Annotated in this window: 16 protein-coding genes; 8 read left to right on the plus strand and 8 right to left on the minus strand. The window is 38.1% G+C overall.

Features of this window, described 5'->3' with window-relative positions; translation table 11 throughout:
* The first annotated feature begins 41 nt into the window (after positions 1 to 41).
* Positions 42 to 863 carry a flavin reductase family protein gene (locus tag SOP96_RS16850; RefSeq protein WP_326322063.1) on the plus strand — a complete coding sequence of 274 codons (822 nt, stop codon included), beginning with the start codon at positions 42 to 44 and terminating at the stop codon, positions 861 to 863.
* Between the two features lie 331 nt (positions 864 to 1,194).
* Here SOP96_RS16850 and SOP96_RS16855 read toward each other — a convergent pair whose 3' ends face one another.
* Complete coding sequence (locus SOP96_RS16855) at positions 1,195 to 2,034, minus strand: alpha/beta hydrolase family protein (RefSeq protein ID WP_326322064.1); 840 nt, start codon at positions 2,032 to 2,034, stop codon at positions 1,195 to 1,197.
* A 152-nt stretch (positions 2,035 to 2,186) separates the two neighbouring features.
* On the opposite strand from SOP96_RS16855, the gene SOP96_RS16860 reads away from it, so the two are divergent.
* The 4 genes from SOP96_RS16860 (at position 2,187) to SOP96_RS16875 (ending at position 5,581) form a co-directional block, all read left to right on the plus strand.
* Complete coding sequence (locus tag SOP96_RS16860) at positions 2,187 to 2,960, plus strand: HipA family kinase (RefSeq protein ID WP_326322065.1); 774 nt, start codon at positions 2,187 to 2,189, stop codon at positions 2,958 to 2,960.
* A complete protein-coding gene (locus tag SOP96_RS16865; RefSeq protein WP_326322066.1) occupies positions 2,947 to 3,330 on the plus strand; it encodes a DUF3037 domain-containing protein in 384 nt (127 codons plus the stop codon). The genes SOP96_RS16860 and SOP96_RS16865 overlap by 14 nt, the downstream gene beginning before the upstream one ends.
* Before the next feature lie 72 nt (positions 3,331 to 3,402).
* A complete protein-coding gene (locus SOP96_RS16870) occupies positions 3,403 to 4,425 on the plus strand; it encodes an alpha/beta hydrolase (protein ID WP_326322067.1) in 1,023 nt (340 codons plus the stop codon).
* A 67-nt stretch (positions 4,426 to 4,492) separates the two neighbouring features.
* Complete coding sequence (locus tag SOP96_RS16875) at positions 4,493 to 5,581, plus strand: serine hydrolase domain-containing protein (RefSeq protein WP_326322068.1); 1,089 nt, start codon at positions 4,493 to 4,495, stop codon at positions 5,579 to 5,581.
* Between the two features lie 119 nt (positions 5,582 to 5,700).
* On the opposite strand, the gene SOP96_RS16880 is transcribed toward SOP96_RS16875, so the two are convergent.
* The 5 genes from SOP96_RS16880 to SOP96_RS16900 form a co-directional block, all read right to left on the minus strand.
* Positions 5,701 to 6,519, minus strand: coding sequence for an alpha/beta hydrolase (locus SOP96_RS16880; protein WP_326322069.1), 819 nt, complete (start codon positions 6,517 to 6,519; stop codon positions 5,701 to 5,703).
* Between the two features lie 104 nt (positions 6,520 to 6,623).
* A complete protein-coding gene (locus SOP96_RS16885; RefSeq protein ID WP_326322070.1) occupies positions 6,624 to 9,344 on the minus strand; it encodes a TonB-dependent receptor plug domain-containing protein in 2,721 nt (906 codons plus the stop codon).
* A 109-nt stretch (positions 9,345 to 9,453) separates the two neighbouring features.
* Positions 9,454 to 11,787, minus strand: a complete 2,334-nt coding sequence (locus SOP96_RS16890) for an ATP-dependent helicase (protein ID WP_326322071.1) — start codon at positions 11,785 to 11,787, stop codon at positions 9,454 to 9,456.
* A 140-nt stretch (positions 11,788 to 11,927) separates the two neighbouring features.
* A complete protein-coding gene (locus SOP96_RS16895; protein ID WP_326322072.1) occupies positions 11,928 to 12,296 on the minus strand; it encodes a response regulator transcription factor in 369 nt (122 codons plus the stop codon).
* A 12-nt stretch (positions 12,297 to 12,308) separates the two neighbouring features.
* On the minus strand, positions 12,309 to 14,165 hold the full coding sequence (locus SOP96_RS16900; RefSeq protein ID WP_326322073.1) for a PAS domain S-box protein: 1,857 nt from the start codon (positions 14,163 to 14,165) through the stop codon (positions 12,309 to 12,311).
* Positions 14,166 to 14,530: 365 nt separating this feature from the next.
* Between SOP96_RS16900 and SOP96_RS16905 the strand changes: the two genes are divergently transcribed.
* From SOP96_RS16905 to secG, 3 genes are all read left to right on the plus strand, one after another.
* Entirely contained in the window at positions 14,531 to 15,844 is a 1,314-nt protein-coding gene (locus SOP96_RS16905) for a M16 family metallopeptidase (RefSeq protein WP_326322074.1), read from the plus strand.
* A 45-nt stretch (positions 15,845 to 15,889) separates the two neighbouring features.
* Positions 15,890 to 17,935, plus strand: coding sequence for a M16 family metallopeptidase (locus SOP96_RS16910; protein ID WP_326322075.1), 2,046 nt, complete (start codon positions 15,890 to 15,892; stop codon positions 17,933 to 17,935).
* 131 nt (positions 17,936 to 18,066) lie between these two features.
* Positions 18,067 to 18,423 carry a preprotein translocase subunit SecG gene (secG, locus tag SOP96_RS16915; RefSeq protein WP_326322076.1) on the plus strand — a complete coding sequence of 119 codons (357 nt, stop codon included), beginning with the start codon at positions 18,067 to 18,069 and terminating at the stop codon, positions 18,421 to 18,423.
* A 32-nt stretch (positions 18,424 to 18,455) separates the two neighbouring features.
* Here secG and SOP96_RS16920 read toward each other — a convergent pair whose 3' ends face one another.
* Both SOP96_RS16920 and SOP96_RS16925 read right to left on the minus strand, forming a co-directional pair.
* Positions 18,456 to 19,304: a glycosyltransferase family 2 protein gene (locus SOP96_RS16920; RefSeq protein ID WP_326322077.1), complete on the minus strand. Its 849-nt coding sequence runs from the start codon at positions 19,302 to 19,304 to the stop codon at positions 18,456 to 18,458.
* Positions 19,305 to 19,323: 19 nt separating this feature from the next.
* Complete coding sequence (locus SOP96_RS16925; protein ID WP_326322078.1) at positions 19,324 to 20,130, minus strand: glycosyltransferase family 2 protein; 807 nt, start codon at positions 20,128 to 20,130, stop codon at positions 19,324 to 19,326.
* Positions 20,131 to 20,135 lie beyond the last annotated feature (5 nt).

The raw sequence follows: 20,135 nt of genomic DNA on the forward strand, positions 1-20,135 counted from the left end.
TCTAAAAATCTAATGTGACTACTGTGTTACAATTAACAGAAATGAAAACACTCATTCCATCCGAAATAACACCTGTACAGCTGCAGACGGTTATGCAGACGGCCATTTCGCCACGTCCGATTGCGCTGGCTTCAACGGTTGATGAAAACGGCAACAGCAATTTATCGCCGTTCAGTTTTTTTAATATGTTCAGTACGGTACCTCCGATTCTGATCTTTTCTCCTTCGAGAAGAGTACGCGACAATACCACCAAACATACCCTGGAAAATGTACTGGAAGTTCCTGAAGTGGTAATAGGAACCGTAAATTTTCCTATTGTCCAACAGATTTCATTGGCCTCCACAGAATATGGTGACGGCGTGAATGAATTTATCAAATCGGGACTGACTATGAGAGATGCTGATCTTGTTCAGCCTAAATTAATTGAAGAATGCCCAGTAAATTTCGAGTGTAAAGTTCTGGAAGTAAAACCGTTGGGAGATCAGGGGGGAGCAGGAAACCTGGTGATTTGTGAAGTGCAGAAAATTCATATCAGGGAAGAATATCTGAATAATGAAGGAAATCTTGATCAGGCAAAGCTTGATATGGTCGCACGTTTGGGAAGCAACTGGTATTCAAGGAATAATGAAAGCAATCTTTTTGAAGTACCCAAACCATTGGTAACCAAAGGAATCGGATTTGACCTTCTTCCCGATGAAATCAGATTAAGTAAAATATTTACAGGAAACGATTTGGGAATGCTTGCTAATGTAGAAGTTTTGCCGGAAGGAAATTTTCACGCAGATGAAACCATACATAAAAGCGCACAGCAACTGCTGCTGGACAGCAAAATTGATGAAGCGTGGAAGCTTTTAATTAAATAAAAAAAGGAGCGAAAAATCTCGCTCCTTTATTATACTGTAAAAGTTTAGTAGCAACACTGGCCCTGACTTTCAGTACCATAATTTGTACAAGGTGGAGCAATGCATCTTCCGGATCCGTCACTTAAATAATTAGCATAACAAATGCCGGAACAAGTTGTTACCGGTCCTCCTCCAACAATATGTCTTTGGGATTCTCTGCTTAGCTTCTGTCCATTTTTTAATTTTGAATTTTTCATAATAATTGGATATATTGGTTTTATAAGTCACTAATTTATGAAAAATTATAAATAAAATATATTATCCATTTAATTTTAACATAATTAATATATTTTCACATTTTAATTGAAATAAATTTAATACATTTCTCAACGGCAATATTAAGATGATCAGGTAAAAAGGGGTTTTCCCACGGTTCTCTGGCACCAAATGTATGATCTGCGTTTTCTATTAAGTACAGCTCCGAGTTCGGATGCAAAATATGAAGATGTTCTGCGTTTTTCACATTGACGCTTTCATCATTGGTTCCATGAATAATAAGAAAATGCGCTTTAGCCATTTCGGTGGCTCTTTCTACATCAAAACGGTGAACATGCATTTCGTAATCTTCATAAAACTGGTAATAATGCGGCATTTCCTGTTTTGTGCGGCCATTCGTAACAAAATAAACACCTGATTTTTTCCACTCCTCAAAAGCTTCATTTTTAGGAAAACGATCCAGAGAATCAACACTTGCCAGCGTAATCAGTCCGTTAATTCTTTCATCTTCATATGTTTTAATAATGGAAATCCCTCCTCCCCTGCTGTGTCCGATGAGGGTAATTTTATGCTCATCAACATGATCATTTTTACTGAAATAATCAATCACCACTCCAAGATCCGAAAGCTCTTTTGAATAATTATTATTCCCAAATGCTTCAAGATCAGCAAAATTATTGGGATCTTCAACTGTTGTTCCGTTGTGTGAAAAATTAAACTTCACAAAGAAAAATCCGGCTTCAGCAAATTTTTCTGCCATCAAATCCCATGCCCCCCAATCTTTGTAACCTTTATATCCGTGTACAAAAATAACCAGCGGCAGTTTTTGATCAACATCAATATAATAAGCATCGGCAAGAAAATCCCTGGTTTCAGGATTGGAAATAATGATATTTTGCTTTTTTGTGACCTCCATTTTATTGTTTTTTAATCTTAAATTTCTCAGACTTTAAAAATTGTACAGCTTTTTTTAAAAGAAATTATAAGATAAATTTAATAGTGTATTATTTTTACTTAAAAATAATACAAATAGAAATAAACACAAAGTAAAAATCTTATTTTTGCGGTATGTTGAATGTAAGAACAGTCACAGTGATGCGTTATATTCTGCCTCTTCGGGAGGGAGGCTCTCTCCCGGCTTTGGCAGAAGCGGACGACGATTTTAAATATGTCTTAAAATTCCGTGGTGCCGGCCATGGAGTTAAAATGCTGATATCAGAGCTTTTAGGTGGTAAAATTACAGAAGCGCTGGGGTTACAGATTCCCGAGCTGGTTCTGGTAAACCTTGATGTGGATTTCGGAAGAACGGAAGCCGATGAAGAAATTCAGGATTTGTTAAAATTTTCAGAAGGCCTGAATCTCGGCCTGCATTACCTCTCCGGATCTATTGCATATGACCCTAGTGTGAAGATTGATCCGCTGCTGGCTTCAAAAATTGTATGGCTGGATGCTTTCATCACCAATATCGACCGTACTTTCAGGAATACGAATCTCTTAATGTGGCATAAAGAGCTATGGGTGATTGACAATGGTGCTTCTTTCTACTTTCACCATTCCTGGCAGAATTTTGATACCGCTGCCAAAACACCTTTTAAATATGTGAAAGACCATGTCCTGCTTCCACAAGCTTCACAACTGGACGAAGCAGACCGATTCGCAAAAGAAGCTCTCAATGAAAACATTTTCCGAAAAATTGTAAACCTTATCCCGGAAGACTGGCTGCATTGGGACGATGCCGATGAAAATCCCGAAGAAATCCGTGAAATTTATTTTAATTTCCTGAAAACAAGACTGGAACATTCTGAAATCTTTTTAAACGAAGCCAAAAATGCAAGAGGATAAAATTTACGAATACGCCGTAATACGTCTGGTTCCGAAGGTTGAAAGAGAGGAATTCTTCAACATTGGGCTTATTATGTTTTCAAAGAAAGAAAAATACATCAGGGTAGCCTATTATCTTTGTCCTGATAAATTTAAATTAATGCGGAGCAAGCTTGATTATAATGATGTTCTCCAAAATCTTAAAAGCTTTCAGAAAATTGCAGACGCCGATAAAGACGGCGGCCCTATCGCACAGCTTGAAATTCCGGAGCGTTTTCGCTGGCTGACAGCGGTACGAAGTTCTGTGGTTCAGACTTCAAGACCTCATCCGGGAAAATCAAAAGACCTTGAGCAAACTTTCGAAAAGCTTTTTGAAGAACTTGTTCTTTAGAGTTGCTAATAATATTGCTTTGGTAAAGTTTTTGAGGGGTTGAAGATCAATAACTCAGCAATAATACATTCTATGAACTTTTCCACGAACCATAAATTATTCAGCAGGTTTATGATCAACCTGCTTTTTGTTTTCTCTTTAGGCATATTTAGTTTTAGCTATTCTCAGGATCTGCCGGAAACAAAAATGCCTTCCAGCACTCTGCTCCCTGAAAAAACATTTTTTTCTGAAAATATTACGTACAAGACAAACAGCTTAGGAACAGCGGTTTCATTAGATATATACAGACCTAAAAATTCCCTTTCTGAAAAATTTCCTGTAGTTATTTATGTTCATGGCGGAGCCTGGGCAAAAGGAGACAAAATCGTAAGGGCAAATAATTATATTGAAAATTTTATTTTAAAGCTGGTTGAGAAAAATTTTGCAGTGATCAGCATAGAATATACATTGGTAAGCGATAAAGTCCATTTTCCTTTGCCTATTGAAGACACCAAAGATGCAGTACGCTGGGTACGTAAAAATGCTGAAAAATATAATTTTGATCCGGAAAATATAGGATATTTCGGAGTTTCCTCCGGTGCGCATTTGTCTTTGCTCGCTGCTTATAGCAATGATAATGAATATACAGGAAGTCCCGAACTTTCAGCTTATCCTGCAAAAGTAAATTATGTTGTAGACAATTTCGGCCCTACGGATCTGAATAAACTTCTTCGCACGAGATTAGGAAAAGCTCCGGTTGCAGCAGTGGGGCTCTTTTTTAAACCGATTATAGAAATAAGGGAAAAACTTGTATACGGAATTTCCGGCTACGATATCAATACAGAAAAAAGAAAAGCAATTGATTATCTTGAAACCGTTTCGCCTGTAAATGACGCTGAAAACGGAGTCCCTACCTTAATCCTGCATGGAAACAAGGATAAAGTAGCTCCGTTAAAACATTCTAAAAAGCTGGTGAAAAAGCTCAAAAAATATAATATTGAAAATCAATTAATCATTGTAGAAGACGGAGTACACGGATTCGGAACCACCGATAAAGCTTACCTGGATCAGCTTATTGATGATATGCTGAACTTTGTCATGACGCATCAAAAATAATTTTCAAATTTAATTTTAACCAATGGGGTATTCATTCATCCAATGTCTGAAAATAAAACCATTTGAGATGAAATTAAAATCTTTATTCTTTATTTATGCCTGTTTCCTATTAATCGCCTGTAATCAAAGTGATTCTGAAATTGAAAATACACCAACTGAAAATCCTGCATCATCAGAAGCCATGTATTTCCCGCCTTCCGGAAGCGATGTATGGGAGACCAAATCTCTTTCTTCATTAGGATGGCATCAGGATAAGGCTCAGGACTTGCTGAATTATCTTCAGTCTAAAAATTCTAAAAGTTTTATAATTCTTCAGAACGGAAGGATTGTCATGGAACATTATTTTTCGGGACACACCGCTACAACACCGTGGTATTGGGCAAGTGCCGGAAAAACTTTAACTTCAACCGTTACCGGAATTGCCGAGCAGGAAGGCTTCATCAACATCAACAATAAAGTTTCCACCTATATCGGAATCGGCTGGACGAGCGCTCCTTTAGCCAAAGAAAATTTAATTACCTGTAAAAACCTGCTGAACATGACTTCAGGATTGGATGACAGTTTGGGTGATAATGTAAGTCCTGCCAATTTACAATATAAAGCCGATGCAGGAACACGATGGGCCTATCATAATGTATATGTTAAACTTCAGGATGTGGTGGCAGCAGCAACAGGACAAACCTGGAGCCAGTATTTTAACACAAAACTAAGGGATAAAATAGGAATGACCGGCAGCTGGATTCAAAGCGGTGACAATAGTGTGTACTGGAGCAACACCAGAAGCATGGCCCGTTTCGGACTATTGGCTTTAAATAATGGCAACTGGAACGGAAACCAAATCATTAACACTGCATATTTTCAAAATGCGGTCAATACTTCTCAAAATATCAATTTAGCGTACGGATATCTTTGGTGGCCCAACGGAAAGTCGAGCTATCATCTTCCGCAAACCCAATTTCAGTTTAACGGTAAACTCATTCCCAGTGCACCGGATGATATGTTTTGTGCACTTGGTAAGAATGACCAGAAAATTTATGTGGTTCCCGGCAAAAAATTAGTCATCATAAGAATGGGCGATGCGGCAGATAATGTGAATCTTGCTTTGTCTGATTTTGATGATGTCTTGTGGCAGAAAATAAATGCTGTTATTAATTAAAAAGCGAATGATGAATATGCAATAAATGCTTTACGGTTAACCTATATTTAATTCATAAAAAAGCTTTGCAGAATACATTTTGCAAAGCTATTATCTAATTTTTTTAAGTTTAAAAATGTCTACTTTTTAAGCTTTTCTACTCTTCTGATTTCATTCAACAATAAAGGAAAAGCAGGCAGCGCCATTCCTCCGTGATCGAATCCCTGAAGTTCATACAACGTGGTCTCTTTATGGCCTTTTAGTTTCATCATTCGGGCCATGTACGCATTTTCTTCGTATCTCCCTAAAAGCTCTTTTTCACGGTCACCGGTGATAAGAAGTAAAGGCGGAGCATCTGCCCTGATAAAATGCAGGGGTGCGTATTCATCTATTCTTGCATCCAGCTCATCAATTCCCCTTTCTTTTCTTGTGGTAAAATGCGAAATCATTTGTCCGCTGAAAGGAACGATTCCGGCTAGCTTATTGGCATCAATTCCGTATTTGTTGAGGTACACTTTATTTAACCCCACCATAATCGCAAGATAGCCTCCTGCAGAATGTCCGGAAATAAAAATTTTACTTTCATCACCACCGTATTTTTTGATATTGTTGAAAACCCATGCCGTTGCTGCTGCTGCATCATCGATATATTTCGGCGCTTTTACCTTTGGGGAAAGCCTGTAATTAACACCAATTACCGCAACACCTTTACTTTTTAACGCTTCAGGAATTTCTTTTTCTCCGCCCGTAATTCCTCCGCCATGAAACCAGATTACCGTTGGAAAATTTTTAACATTTTTAGGAACATATACATCCAGAACACATCTTTCGTTAATGTAAGCATCGGCTGCATTCGTTTTGTCGTCATAATAATGAATATTGTTTTCGGTTCGGTATTCCTGCGAAAAAAACGGTGTTGAAAACAGGGTAAGAATTAAAAATATCAGAATCCTTTTCATTATAAACTTTTTTAATTGGTTTAAAGATACAAATTGAAGTTCAGTTATATAAAAAATGAACCCGGTTTTTCCGGATTCATCGTAATTTCAGCAAAAAATTATATTTAAAAATTAAAATTAAGTCTTGTAAATACAAACCTCCCGTTTTGTCCAAACTGTGAAGTGGAACGTGAATACACAAACTGATCATTATTACTGGACGCAGGAAGATTTTTGGTCGGATAAATATCAAACAGGTTATTCACCCCTGCCGTAAGTCCGATATTTTTGGTAAACTGGTATGCTACGGAAACATCGGTAATGATTTTGTCGGTAATTTCCTGGTGCTCATTAGGTGAAATAATTCCATCTCCGTTGGCATCGATAATATCCGGACTGGTCACTTTACCGAAGTAGGTATTTCTAAGATAGAAAATGGCATTTCCCCAGGTAAGCTGATTAGACAAACTTGCTTTCACTCTTGGTACGGCTTCTTCCAGGTAAATTCTTGATGCTTCGGCAAAATAAATATTCTCTAAACCGGCCGACTGCAATGCACCTGATGAATGGATGTCGCCTACTTTTTTCGTCCGGTTAAGGTTGATGGCAAAATTATTGTCAAGTTTTACACTGGAGAATTTTGCGTTATGACTTATTACCACATCCAGTCCTTTCGTTTCGGTATCGATGGCATTCGTAAAAAGCTGTACAGCATTTACCCCCGCCGCATCAAACGCAGCCTGAGCCTGGGAAGAAACAGCCGATCTTGCAAACTGTCCCGTAAGAACAATTCTGTCGTCAATTCTCGTGAAATAACCATCTGCCGTAAAGCTTAGGTTTACAGAAGGAATTTTATAGGTAAATCCTAAACTTGCAGATTTTGAGGTTTCCTGTTTCAGGCTTGGAATTCCTAATAAATTAGCAATTTTGGAATCGTTGCTAAAAGTTCCCACTTCAAGAAGCTGTCCGTTGGTAAACAAAGTTGAAGTTACATTATAATAAATCTGATGAATAGAAGGCGCCCTGAATCCTGTAGAACCTGCCAACCTGAAATTCAGGTTTTGATCGACTTTGATTCTGGAAGCCAGCTTATAATTGAAGGTAGAACCGAAATCCGAATAATTTTCATACCGTACCGCAGCATCAGCCAAAAGCCAATCGGTAAAGTTGAACTCAACATCTGCATATCCGGCAACCGCCTGACGGTTTTTATTGACTGCGTTTTCCGGCCTGAATCCACTGAACACCTGAGATCCCCCCGGAAGCGCCGCTCCGAAAAAATCGGTAGGACGAGTCGTATTTCCGTTCCATACATTACCGGTAACATCATAAGTGGAATAAGAAACTTCTTCTCCCGCTGTTATTTTAAAGTTTTCATAACGGTGCTCCGCTCCGAAGGCAACGTTGATTCCGCTCCACACATCATATTTTTTTGAAAAATCAAGGTTGATGGTATTTTGCGAAAACCGTAATCCTCCGGCATCAAATTCACTCGGAGAGTTAAATCTTAAAGACGTATTTCCTGTATTTTTAATATCGTAATTAAATGAATTCTGCCCGAACGTATTGCTGAAATCAACATTCCAGCCTTTCCAGTTTCCTTTGATTCCTGCCGAAAGAGAGAGATCCTGAATATCTGTTCCGATCTGCGGTAAATATCCGTTCGGGTATAATCCTGTAAACGTTCTGCTTTGGTTGGGCCTTCTGTAAAATCCTCCTGACGTACCGTGTCTGAAGCTGTATCCTCCGAAAGTATATAATTTCCAGTTGTCATTCAACGGAACTTCAATATTGGCGAAAAGCTGATGGTTATTCAGTTTCGACTGTCCCACCTGCATGTTAAAATCCTTTCTGGAAAGACCACGGTAAGCAAGTTCCTGATCGGTTACATTGGCACCCAAAAGTCCCTGTAATGCAGAAATTGTAGTTGCCGACTGGATCTGATTCTGAAAAGTCTGGGAAAAATAATTTACATCCTGCGCATACTGTTGTATCGTATTAATAATCTGCTGTGAGTTTGCCGTATTATTGATGTTGCTGAACAATGAAGAAAGATTGACTCCGTTATTCAAAGCACGCTGCTCAATGGCATTGTAGGCATTGAAAATATTTCCGCTTTCTGTTCCAGCCCTGAACGTAGGATTTCTGAACTGTGAAGTCCAGGTGATATTATAAAAACCTCCTCTTTTCCCGATTTTATTTCCGTAATTAAGATCAACCTGAATATTCTGCCCGTCAAAATCTCCGGTGTGGTCATTTGCTGCAGGCGTAAGATTTCCGCCATAGCTTAACTGTCCCGTAAGTTTTCCTGTATCTCTTTTTAGCCCTAAATTAATAACGCCGGCAATCGCATCCGAACCATATTGGGCAGAAGCTCCATCCCTTAAAACTTCAATCCTGTTGATGGCAAAAGACGGAATGGCATTTAAATCTGTTCCCACAGTTCCTCTTCCCGGCGATCCATTAACGTTCACCAGTGCAGAAGTGTGTCTTCTTTTTCCATTCACTAAAACCAAAACCTGATCCGGGCCAAGACCTCTCAATTGCGCAGGGTCGAGATGATCGGTGCCGTCTGCATTGGTCTGTATGGTTGAAGTAAATGAAGGTGCAATAAAATTGAGAATCTGTGCGACATTGGTTTGCGGTAAAATGACCGAAGATTCTTTAATATTAAACACATCCACCGGAACGGGACTGTCTGCTTTTGATCTCGCTCCGCTTCTTGATCCCAGGATCACAACTTCCTCTAAATTATTTGTTTTTACCGAATCTTTTTCCTGCGCATAAGTAAATGTTCCCAGAAAAAATAATACGGAAGCTGAAAAAATAGCTTTTTCATTTTTCATACATTGCTCTTTTACTATTTGAAGGAGCAAATGTAAATCATATTTATTAGTCCACAAAAAATTTATAGACTAATAAAATACAGAAATTTGAAACGTTGTTTTTGTTTTTTTAAATTTTAGTTAGTTTCGCGTATTTAAGAATAAGATTCTTTTCGCCTTCATGCTGGAAGACAACCTTTGCTTTAATATTCTGAGGATCCGTTCCGTCCAGGAAAGTCACTTCACCAACTCCGAACCGGTCGTGCCTTACCTTATCGCCCACTTCTATATCCTGCGAAGAGGCTCCGCTCGGATTGATAATTTTTGCAGTGCTTACAGGTTTTAGTTTACGGGGTTCAGCAATAGGTTTAGAATCTCCGCTTCTTTCAATGGTTTTCTTTTCCACTTTTTTGAAGCTTCTCATTTCAGAGGGATGCTCGTCAAAAATATTTGATTTTATGCCTGCATTATTAATGAAACGTTTTTCAATCGCGGGATTTACAAATTCAATATATTCCTCATCAATTTCGCTGAGAAATCTTGAAGGTTCGGCATCGGTAATTTTTCCCCACTGGAAACGTGAAACGGCATACGAGAAAAAGGCCTGCTTTTCGGCTCTGGTTAAAGCAACGTAGAACAAACGTCTTTCTTCTTCCAAATCTTCCCTGGTAGACGAACTCATAAAGCTCGGAAAGAGATTTTCTTCCAGCCCGACTAAGTGTACCACCGGAAATTCCAGCCCTTTTGAAAGGTGAATGGTCATTAACGATACCATATCTTTCTCGTTGTTTTTATCCTGCGTATCTGCGGAAAGAGCAATATTTTCAAGGAAATTCGGTAAGCTCGGATCTCCGTCTTCAAGCTGCATCTGTTCTTCAATAAATCCCTGCATAGAGTTCATTAATTCCTGGACGTTTTCCACACGGGAAATTCCTTCCGGAGTCTGATCGTCTTTTAAAAACTTAATCAGTCCGCTTCTTTTAGCCACTTCCATCGCCACGCTGTAAGCGGTTTCCGTTTTCAGCAATACCTGAAATGCCTTGATCATTGACCAGAAATCGTTCAGTTTGTTTAAAACACCATTGTTTAAACCTAAATGCGGCGCATACATCGGTAAATTTTCCAAAACCTTTGAAACGGCAACATTCTGAGCATCGGCAAATACAACCAGCTTATTCTGAGTGGTCTCACCGATACCTCTTGCAGGATAATTAATGATTCTCATCAAGGCTTCCGAATCATTTTCGTTGACGAGAAGACGAAGGTAAGCAATCAGGTCTTTTACCTCTTTCCTTTGGTAGAATGATAAACCTCCATACACTTTATAAGGAATATTTTTACGTCTTAATGCATCTTCAAAAGCCCTTGTCTGGGAATTGGTACGGTATAATATGGCAAAATCGCTGTATTTTCTCTGTTCGCGGTTTCTGGTCTCCCAGATATTTCCGGCTACGAAATTCGCTTCATCGGCATCGGAAAGAGAACGGTAAATCTTGATTTTTTCTCCTTCTTCATTTTCACTGAAAACATTTTTCTTAAACTGCTGAAGGTTTTTCGCAATTACCACATTGGCCGCATTCACAATATTCTGGGTAGATCGATAATTCTGTTCAAGAGAAACCGTTACCGCATCCGGATAATCTTTTTTAAAGTTTAAAATATTATAAATGTTTGCACCACGGAAAGAGTAAATAGACTGTGCATCGTCTCCTACCACGCAGATATTTTCAAATTTTGAAGCCAGTGCTTTCACAATAAGGTACTGCGAATGGTTCGTATCCTGGTACTCATCTACCAGAATATACCTGAACCTGTCCTGATATTTAGCAAGCACTTCCGGAAAACGGGTAAGCAGCTCATTGGTTTTTAAGAGCAAATCATCAAAATCCATAGATCCGTTTTTGAAGCACTGTTCAACATATTTCTGGTAGATCTGCCCGATGAATTTCATATTGGCCTTTTCATCCGCTTCCATTAATTCCGGGTTGGCGTAATAAGCTTTTACGGTAATCAGGTTGTTTTTGTAGGTAGAAATTCGGGACTGAACTTTTTTAGGTTTGTAAAGATCGGCATCAATATTCATATCTTTCAAAACTTTCTTGATGACATTCAGGGCATCCTGCTGATCATAAATGGTGAAATTGGAAGGATATCCCAGATAGTGCGCTTCATTTCTCAGGATTCTTGCAAAAACGGAGTGAAAGGTTCCCATCCATAGGCTTCTGGCATTGCTTTGCCCCACGACTTTAGCAATACGTTCTTTCATTTCTTTTGCCGCTTTGTTGGTAAAAGTGAGGGCTAAAATATTAAAAGGATCTATCCCGTTGGTAATGAGGTGCGCAATACGCATGGTAAGCACACGCGTTTTTCCCGAACCTGCTCCCGCAAGAACCATTAATGGCCCCTGTAGTGTGGTAACGGCTTCAAATTGTGATTCATTCAGTCCTTTCAGATAATCCTCCATGTTTGCAAAAAATTTTGGGAACACAAAATTAGTGTATTATACGGAGAATTCAAATTCGGTAAGACTGTAAATAGTGTTAAATTAATTCTTTACTTCAAGAAATATTGAGAGAAAACCGATAGAAATATTTTTAACCTACGCTATTTTAAGTAATGCCTGATTCTTTCCACCATGTTTCCCAGATCGAAAGGTTTGGCGACAAATTCATCTGCCCCCGCATCCAGTGCAGATTGCTCAAGGCCACGGCTTGCCGACATAATCAAAACGGGAATATCCTGAAAGTTTTCATGGGCTTTGATAAGCTTGCAAAAATCTCTGCCGTCTTCACCGGAGAGCCACATATCCATTAGAATGACATCGGGTTTTGAGTTTGGATCCAGCGCATTAAACATTTCTGAACCTTTATAAAATTTGTAAACTTCAAATCCCTCAAAATCGAGCATCATTTCAATAGAATCAACAATCGCGGGACTGTCATCCACTACCATAATTTTTGCAGCACTAGACATTGTAAAACTGTATTAATTTTTATTCTTGGGGATTCTGAAGCAAAAATCAGACCCTTCTCCTTCTACAGAGGAAACAAAAATTTCCCCGCCTGTCCTTTTTATAATTTCAGCGGAAATATAAAGTCCCAATCCGAGCCCTGAAAATGTATAATCTTTTGATCCGTTGATTCTGTAGTACTGTTCAAAAACCTTTGACAGCTTATCTTCAGGAATTCCGATCCCAAAGTCTCTCACATTAAACTGTGCCTGTTCTCCGTGTAGTCCTGTGGAAATATGCACTTCATCTGCGTCAGGAGAATATTTTATTGCGTTGCTGATGAGGTTGGCAACCACCTGTGATATCCTGTGCCGGTCTGCAAAAACATCCCCGATTGGGCCGGATCTGCTTACAAAAAGCTTATGCCTTGAAGTCATCTGCTGTTCCTCTACAACTTCATCCACCATTTTATCAAAATCGAAAACAGATTCATTAAGCTGCATTTGGCCTTTCTGTATTTTAGTAACATCCAGCAATTCGTTGATAAGCCCCGTTAACAGATCAATCTGGTAATCCATTCTTCTGGCAACGCCAGCATTTTTTGGATCTCCGGCTTTTTCAAGATTGTTTTTAATGAATTGTGTGTATAATTTCAGGCTGGTAAGCGGTGTTTTAAGTTCATGGCTGGCAATTCCGAGAAAATTATCTTTTTGGGTTTCGAGCCGCTTGAATTCATCAATATCTGTAAAAGTTCCCGTCCATTGTTTCACTTCTCCGTTTTCGGAAAAATTGGGAACGGCTCTTCCTAGGAACCATCTGTAATTTCCTTTCTGCATAGGATCTTCAAGCTCATATTCCATCACAAAAGGAGTGTTTGTTTTCACACATTCTTCCCAGGTCTGATCAACTTTTGCAATAGTTTCCGGCCTCATCATCCTTTTTACAAGACTTGTCTGGTTTTCGTTTTCAGAGGAGCCGGTGTAGCGGTACCAGCTTTTGTTCATGTAGGTGATTTCCCCTCTGTTATCGCAAGTCCATACAAACTGTGGCATAGAATCTGCCAGATCCCGGAATTTCTTTTCTCTTTCCTGAATTTCTTTTTTTGCCATTACCAGATCTGTAATATCAACAGCCATGTTTAGGATGGCATATACTTCGCCGGCAGGATTTTTCAGTGGTTTATAAGAAAAATCATAGTAAAATGTCTGAAGCTTTCCGTCTACCATAAGATCTGCACTGGCTTCTTTTGAAGCATATGTTTCTCCTGTTTTAAAAATATCTTTCAGGAGCCCTATGAATGGCTGTCCCTCAAGCTCGGGAAGTGCATCTTCGAGTTTCATTCCAATAACGGAAGCATTTTTACCCCAGGTTTTAAGCATTTTTTCATTGGCAAATTCTATATAAAGGTCTTCGGTACTGTAAATTGCTATCGGGTAATCGGATTTTTTGATGAGATGCTCAAAGCGGTATTCGCTTTCTTTAAGTTTCCGTTCGGAAAGAACCTGGTCGGTAACTTCGGTGGCTACAATACTGATGCCTATAATTTTTTTATCACCATTAACAACAGGCGCAAAAATAAAATTAAAGAAATATTCATCATATCTTCCGTGTTTTTCTAAAAAAACAGACCATTTATTTCCTTTGAAAATTTCTCCCGTACGATAAACATTTTCTAAGATCTCCCTGAAACCCTGCTCGATGATCTCAGGAAGTATTTCAAATAGAGACCTCCCGATAACGGAAGTTCCCTTGCCCCAGATTTCCAGTATTTGAGGGTTGGCACTTTGAATGATGAAATCATCTCCTGCTAACAAAGACATTGCAACAGGAGCCTGGCTAAAAAGTGTAATGAGAGAATCCTGTGAAATATTTTGCTCTAAAAAGCTTTTCATTATTTATGATTGTTTGTTGTAAAAATAACTCATATTCGGAACATTATAAAATAAAACAATACCACGAACGGTACATTTTTAAAATAAATATACAACTTTTGGAATGCTGGTTTTTTAATTCCGCACAAAATATTTTTTATCAGCAAAGAATATGTAGTAATTCTAAACACATACAATTATTTTTTAAAATTTTTATTTCCAAATGGTTATACAGTAAAACACCGAATAGTAATAAATAAACATTGAAGAATTCAGACAACAAAAACCTATAATTTAAACAAATTGCAAGTCTTGAAAAATTATATTGGCAAGATTGTAACATTTAAAGTAAATTTGGCACTAATTGACAAAACAATTTCTATTTTATGAAAAAGCGACTTCTTTCTGTTGCTGCAGCGGTATTCTTCGGAATGGCTCTGAATGCGCAACAAATTAAATTTGAAGAGTATGACTTACCAAACGGTCTTCACGTAATCCTTCACCAGGACAATTCTGCGCCGGTTGTTACAACAGGTGTGATGTATCATGTTGGTGCAAAGGATGAAGTAAAAGGAAGAACCGGTTTTGCTCACTTCTTCGAGCACCTTTTATTTGAAGGAACACCTAACATTAAAAGAGGTGAATGGTTCAAGATAGTTTCTTCAAACGGAGGGCAAAATAACGCTAATACTACTAACGACAGAACGTATTATTACGAAACGTTCCCTTCCAACAATGAACAGCTGGGTCTTTGGATGGAGGCTGAAAGAATGCGCCATGCTGTAATTAACCAGGTTGGTGTTGATACTCAAAGAGAGGTTGTGAAGGAAGAGAAAAGATTAAGAATGGACAATCAGCCTTATGGAAATCTTTTCACAACCGTTCAGAAGAATTTATTTACCAATCACCCATACAACTGGCCTACGATCGGTTCTATGGAAGATCTAAACTCTGCGAAGCTTGAAGAATTCCAGGCTTTTTATAAAAAATACTACGTTCCGAACAATGCTACATTAGTGGTTGCGGGAGACATCAAACCTGAGCAGACTAAGAAATGGATCCAGGAATATTACGGAGGAATTCCAAAAGGAACGGTTTACCCAAAAAACTTCCCTAAAGATGCTCCTATTACCCAGGAAAAAGAAGTGACAGCTACAGATCCTAATATCCAGCTGCCTGCTTATGTTTTTGCTTACAGGACACCGGGTAATAAAGAAAAAGACGCTTATGTTTTAGATATGCTTTCTTCGTACCTGAGCAGCGGTAAATCTTCTGTTCTATATAAAAAACTGGTAGATCAGGAAAAAAAGGCTTTACAGGTTGCCGCTTTCAACCAGGGACTTGAAGATTACGGAATTTTTGCCTTCTTCGCTATTCCGATGGGGCAGACTTCAAAAGCTACATTACAGGCGGATATTGATGCCGAAATCAAAAAGCTTCAGACTACGCTTATTTCCGAGGAAGATTACCAAAAGCTTCAGAACCAATACGAAAATCAATTTGTAAACTCCAACTCCAGCATTCAGGGAATTGCTGCTTCATTGGCAACGAACCATGTTCTGATGGGCGACACCAATCTTATCAACAAAGAAATCGACATCTACAGATCGATCACCAGACAGGATCTTCAGAATGCTGCCAAAAAGTATCTCAATTCAAACCAAAGAGTAATCATCAATTACGTACCTGAAAAAAAGTAAATACTGATTCGGTCACTATTGATTATTAAAATTAAATTTTTACAAATGAAAAAGCAATTAACATATATAGCTGCAGCGTTTTTATTCGCAGGAACGATTTCAGCACAAAAAATAGATCTTAATGCAATGCCGAAGCCGGGACCAACTCCCGTTATCAATATTGCAAAGCCAAAAACTTTCCAACTGAGTAACGGCCTTACGGTAATGGTGGTGGAAAATAACAAACTGCCTAGGGTAAATGCAAGCCTTACCATGGACAGGCCTCCTTACTATGAAGGAAGTGTAGCCGGAGTAAGCGACATCATGGCAGAACAGTTCGAAAACGGAACGACTACCATGAGCAAGGATGATTTCAACAAAAAAGTTGATTATCTGGGAGCCAATCTTTCTTTCTCTTCAAACGGAGCTGCCGCAAATTCACTTTCGAAATATTTCCCTCAGGTATTGAGCTTAATGGCAGATGCGATTATCAATCCTAAATTTTCTGCTAAAGAAATTGAAGATTCTAAAGAAAGAGCGATTGAAGGATTAAAAACTGAAGAAAAAAATGCATCTGCAATTGCTTCAAAAGTATCCAACGCGTTAATGTATGGCAAAAATACTTCGAGAGGAGAATTCCCGACCGTTGAAACAATTGGTAAAATCCAGCTTGCAGATGTGCAGAATGTTTATAAAAAATATTACGCTCCGGACAATGCATACCTTGTAATTGTTGGAGATGTAAAATTTGACAAGGTAAAACCAATGATCGAAAAGGCATTCAGCGGATGGAAAAAAGCAAACACTCCAATGACTCCGGTAGAGCCTGCATCCAATGTTGCCACTACAGAAATTGATGTTGTTGATGTACCTACGGCGGTACAGTCTGTGGTTTCCGTAAACAACCTCAACAATTTAAAAATGAAGGATCCGAACTACTTCCCGGCTACAATTGCCAATTACATTCTTGGCGGTGGCGGTGAAGCAAGACTTTTCATGAATCTTCGTGAGAAAAACGGATTTACTTACGGAGCGTATTCCAATATGAGCGCAAGCAAGTACTCTCCTGAATTCTCTGCAAGTGCAAGTGTAAGAAATGAAGTTACAGACAAAGCAGTGAAGGAATTCATGAATGAGCTTAATGCAATTTCTACCGTAAAACCTGAAGAGCTTGAAAATGCCAAAGCAAAACTGAAAGGATCATTCATCATGTCTCTGGAGCAGCCTGCAACTATCGCAAGATTTGCACTGAACCAAAAAATCTATGATCTTCCAAGCGATTTTTATACCAATTATCTTAAATCGATTGATAAGGTAACTGCTGCTGATGTTTCCAGCGCGGTAAATTCTACTATTTATCCGACTAAAAGCAGAATTTTCATTGCCGGAAAAGCTTCTGATATTTCTGAAGGATTGGAAAAACTGGGGTATCCTGTAAAATATTATGATAAAGATGCCAATCCGGTATCAAAGCCAACGGCACAGAAAGTTGATGCCAGTGTAACAGTCGCTTCAGTTGCAGATAAATATCTTAATGCAATTGGAGGAAAAGCAAACCTTTCTAAAATTTCGTCTTATACCGTAAACGCTTCTATGTCTATACAAGGCCAAAACATCGATATGAAGATGATGAAAGCACAGGGCGGAAAAGAAATGACACAGGTTACCGCTATGGGACAGGTTGTTCAAAAGCAGGTATTTGACGGCAAAACAGGATATTCTGAGCAAATGGGACAAAAAGTCCCTATGAAGCCGGAAGAGATTGCAGAAAAGCAAAAGAATACAGAACTTTTTGAAGAGATGGCTTTTGCAAAATCCCCTGAATATAAACTGACAGGGATTGAAAAAGTAGGAGGAGAAGATTCCTATGCAATCAAAGGACCTGAAACCACCTATTATTACAGTGTAAAAACAGGACTGAAAACCGGAGAAACAAGAACGGTTAAAGCACAGGGCCAGGAAGTAAGCGTTCCTACTACATTCTCTGATTACAAAGATGTTGCAGGCGTAAAAATGCCTTACACTATTTCTGTAAACCAAATGGGAATGGATATGACCATGAAGGTGAAATCTTATGAAATAAATCAGTCCAAAGATTCTGACTTTAAATAAGACTTCTTAATTTTTATAGAAAAACGGCAACAATTGTTGCCGTTTTTTATTTTTATGAAATTTGACTATTTCTTTCTTTGCTGTTCGGTAAAAAAAGATTAAATTTGCCCATTCAAAAAGATATCAAATTAATGGATTCTATATTTATACTATTGATGGTTCTTGTTATGATCGCCAGCATTCTTCTGGTAATCATCGTTATGGCTCAAAACCCAAAAGGAGGAGGTCTTTCCAGCACTTTCGGAGGAGCATCTTCCGCACAGTTTGGAGTACAGAGAACCAACGACTTCATGGAAAAAGCGACATGGACTTTGGGAGCAATAATTATTGTTCTTATCATTTTAAGCGTTGTAATTACAGGTAAACCTTCAGCTGCCGTTCCTGCACAGGTTCCTGCATCAAAAGGAGCTCCGGCTAAGCAATCTTCCGCTCCGGCTGCCACTACAACGACAACAACTCCGGCTCAGACTCCTGCGCCAACCAAATAAGCAAATAATTCTTTACATACTGAAAAAGCAACTCATGAGAGTTGCTTTTTTTTTAGTTTAATTTTTTCAATTTTATGTCTTAGCCAAAGACCTGCTTTTAAAAATAAATATTGCAATGGTTTGGAGTTTTTATAGTATTTATTAATAAAAATATCCATAGCGCCGTAAAATCTTTTGAGATACACATCATCTTTTATCGTGCTTTCACCCTTATGATGAAGGATTGAAGCTTTACCATAATAAAAATTTTTAAACCCTTTTCTCAGTAAAGTATAGCAAAGATCAATATCTTCTCCGTACATGAAGTAAGATTCATCCAGCCCTCCTATTTCTTCATAAACATCCTTTTTTATCAGGAGAAAAGCTCCGGTAACAACCTCCACTTTGGCAACTGCATATTCATCGATATCGCTTCTGTAATATGATTTTGAATTATTCTTTTTAAAATTGGTAAACAATTTTTCGAAAGAATTGAACATATCCGGAACTGAACGTTTGCTTTCCGGTAAGAAAACCCCGTTTGCATCATGCATTCTTACACCAAGACACCCGAAATTCTCCTGAGAAACTGCAAACTCTAAAATCTCACTCATATAAAAACCTTCAATTTCCGTGTCTGGATTTAGTAAGAGAAGATACTCCCCTTTTGCGGTTTTTATAGCTTTATTGTTGGCCTTTGAGAAACCGTCATTGCTTTCAGAAGCAATAAAATGAACTTTTGGAAATTCGGGAATAAGATCTTCCCAGGATGAATCCGTAGATGCATTATCAATCACAATCACTTCATAATCTATCTCTTTCAAATAGTTATGAAGAGATAAAAGACAATTTTTGAGTAATTGAGTGACATTATAATTAACAATAATGACTGACAACTTCATATAACTCTACGTTTTGTTCTTATTTTCTTAAATTATAATAATAAGTCCTCCCCAGCAAAAGTAAGTATTTTGCTTTATAAAAAACACTTAGAAATACATAATGAGTAAAATTAATATACTTCAGAAGATACATCTCTTTCAGATTCTTTTGAAACCCATCCTGCATCGCAGAAAGATTTGCGGAAAGCCCGGCCACACCAAAAGTTTTTTTTCCTCCGTCGGCAATCATCAGGCTTTCATCGAGAATATACATTTTATTATTGCTTTTGGCAATTTTCATCCAATAATTAAGGTCTTCCGCGTATCGGTGATTTTCATTGAAATACCCTGTATTTTCTAAAATTTTCCTTTTAAAAATAACCGTTGAAGGCTGTGCTTCATTTCTGATTAATAATTTTTTAAAAGTAATTTCAGCAAGATTATTTTCTACACGATAAGGTAAAAGAATTTTATTATTATTCCTTCTTGTTGCTATAAAATCGATTTGAAGGTCTTTATTGTTGAGATAATTTAATTGTTTTTTTGTTTTTTCAGACAGCCATTCATCATCAGCATCCAGCAAAGCAATAAATTCTCCCTTTGCTATTTTTAATCCTAAATTCCTGGCTTTTGAAACACCTCCGTTTACCGATTCAAGAAGTTTAATATGTAAACTCGGGTTTTCTTTAATATACTTTTCAACAAGCATTTTACTGTTGTCAGTAGATCCGTCATTAATAACAATCACTTCAAACTGATTCAGGTCGTAATCCTGATTTCTTACGGAATCAAGAGTTCTGATGATCGTTTTTTCGGCATTAAACATGGGAATTATTACAGAGATCATATCTA

Source organism: Chryseobacterium salviniae, assembly GCF_035819015.1.
GTDB lineage: Bacteria > Bacteroidota > Bacteroidia > Flavobacteriales > Weeksellaceae > Chryseobacterium > Chryseobacterium salviniae.

Coding starts and splice junctions, on each gene's coding strand:
- SOP96_RS16850 (WP_326322063.1), top strand. CDS start 42: ATGAAAACACTCATTCCATCCGAAATAACACCTGTACAGCTGCAGACG.
- SOP96_RS16855 (WP_326322064.1), bottom strand. CDS start 2,034: ATGGAGGTCACAAAAAAGCAAAATATCATTATTTCCAATCCTGAAACC.
- SOP96_RS16860 (WP_326322065.1), top strand. CDS start 2,187: ATGTTGAATGTAAGAACAGTCACAGTGATGCGTTATATTCTGCCTCTT.
- SOP96_RS16865 (WP_326322066.1), top strand. CDS start 2,947: ATGCAAGAGGATAAAATTTACGAATACGCCGTAATACGTCTGGTTCCG.
- SOP96_RS16870 (WP_326322067.1), top strand. CDS start 3,403: ATGAACTTTTCCACGAACCATAAATTATTCAGCAGGTTTATGATCAAC.
- SOP96_RS16875 (WP_326322068.1), top strand. CDS start 4,493: ATGAAATTAAAATCTTTATTCTTTATTTATGCCTGTTTCCTATTAATC.
- SOP96_RS16880 (WP_326322069.1), bottom strand. CDS start 6,519: ATGAAAAGGATTCTGATATTTTTAATTCTTACCCTGTTTTCAACACCG.
- SOP96_RS16885 (WP_326322070.1), bottom strand. CDS start 9,344: ATGAAAAATGAAAAAGCTATTTTTTCAGCTTCCGTATTATTTTTTCTG.
- SOP96_RS16890 (WP_326322071.1), bottom strand. CDS start 11,787: ATGGAGGATTATCTGAAAGGACTGAATGAATCACAATTTGAAGCCGTT.
- SOP96_RS16895 (WP_326322072.1), bottom strand. CDS start 12,296: ATGTCTAGTGCTGCAAAAATTATGGTAGTGGATGACAGTCCCGCGATT.
- SOP96_RS16900 (WP_326322073.1), bottom strand. CDS start 14,165: ATGAAAAGCTTTTTAGAGCAAAATATTTCACAGGATTCTCTCATTACA.
- SOP96_RS16905 (WP_326322074.1), top strand. CDS start 14,531: ATGAAAAAGCGACTTCTTTCTGTTGCTGCAGCGGTATTCTTCGGAATG.
- SOP96_RS16910 (WP_326322075.1), top strand. CDS start 15,890: ATGAAAAAGCAATTAACATATATAGCTGCAGCGTTTTTATTCGCAGGA.
- secG (WP_326322076.1), top strand. CDS start 18,067: ATGGATTCTATATTTATACTATTGATGGTTCTTGTTATGATCGCCAGC.
- SOP96_RS16920 (WP_326322077.1), bottom strand. CDS start 19,304: ATGAAGTTGTCAGTCATTATTGTTAATTATAATGTCACTCAATTACTC.
- SOP96_RS16925 (WP_326322078.1), bottom strand. CDS start 20,130: ATGATCTCTGTAATAATTCCCATGTTTAATGCCGAAAAAACGATCATC.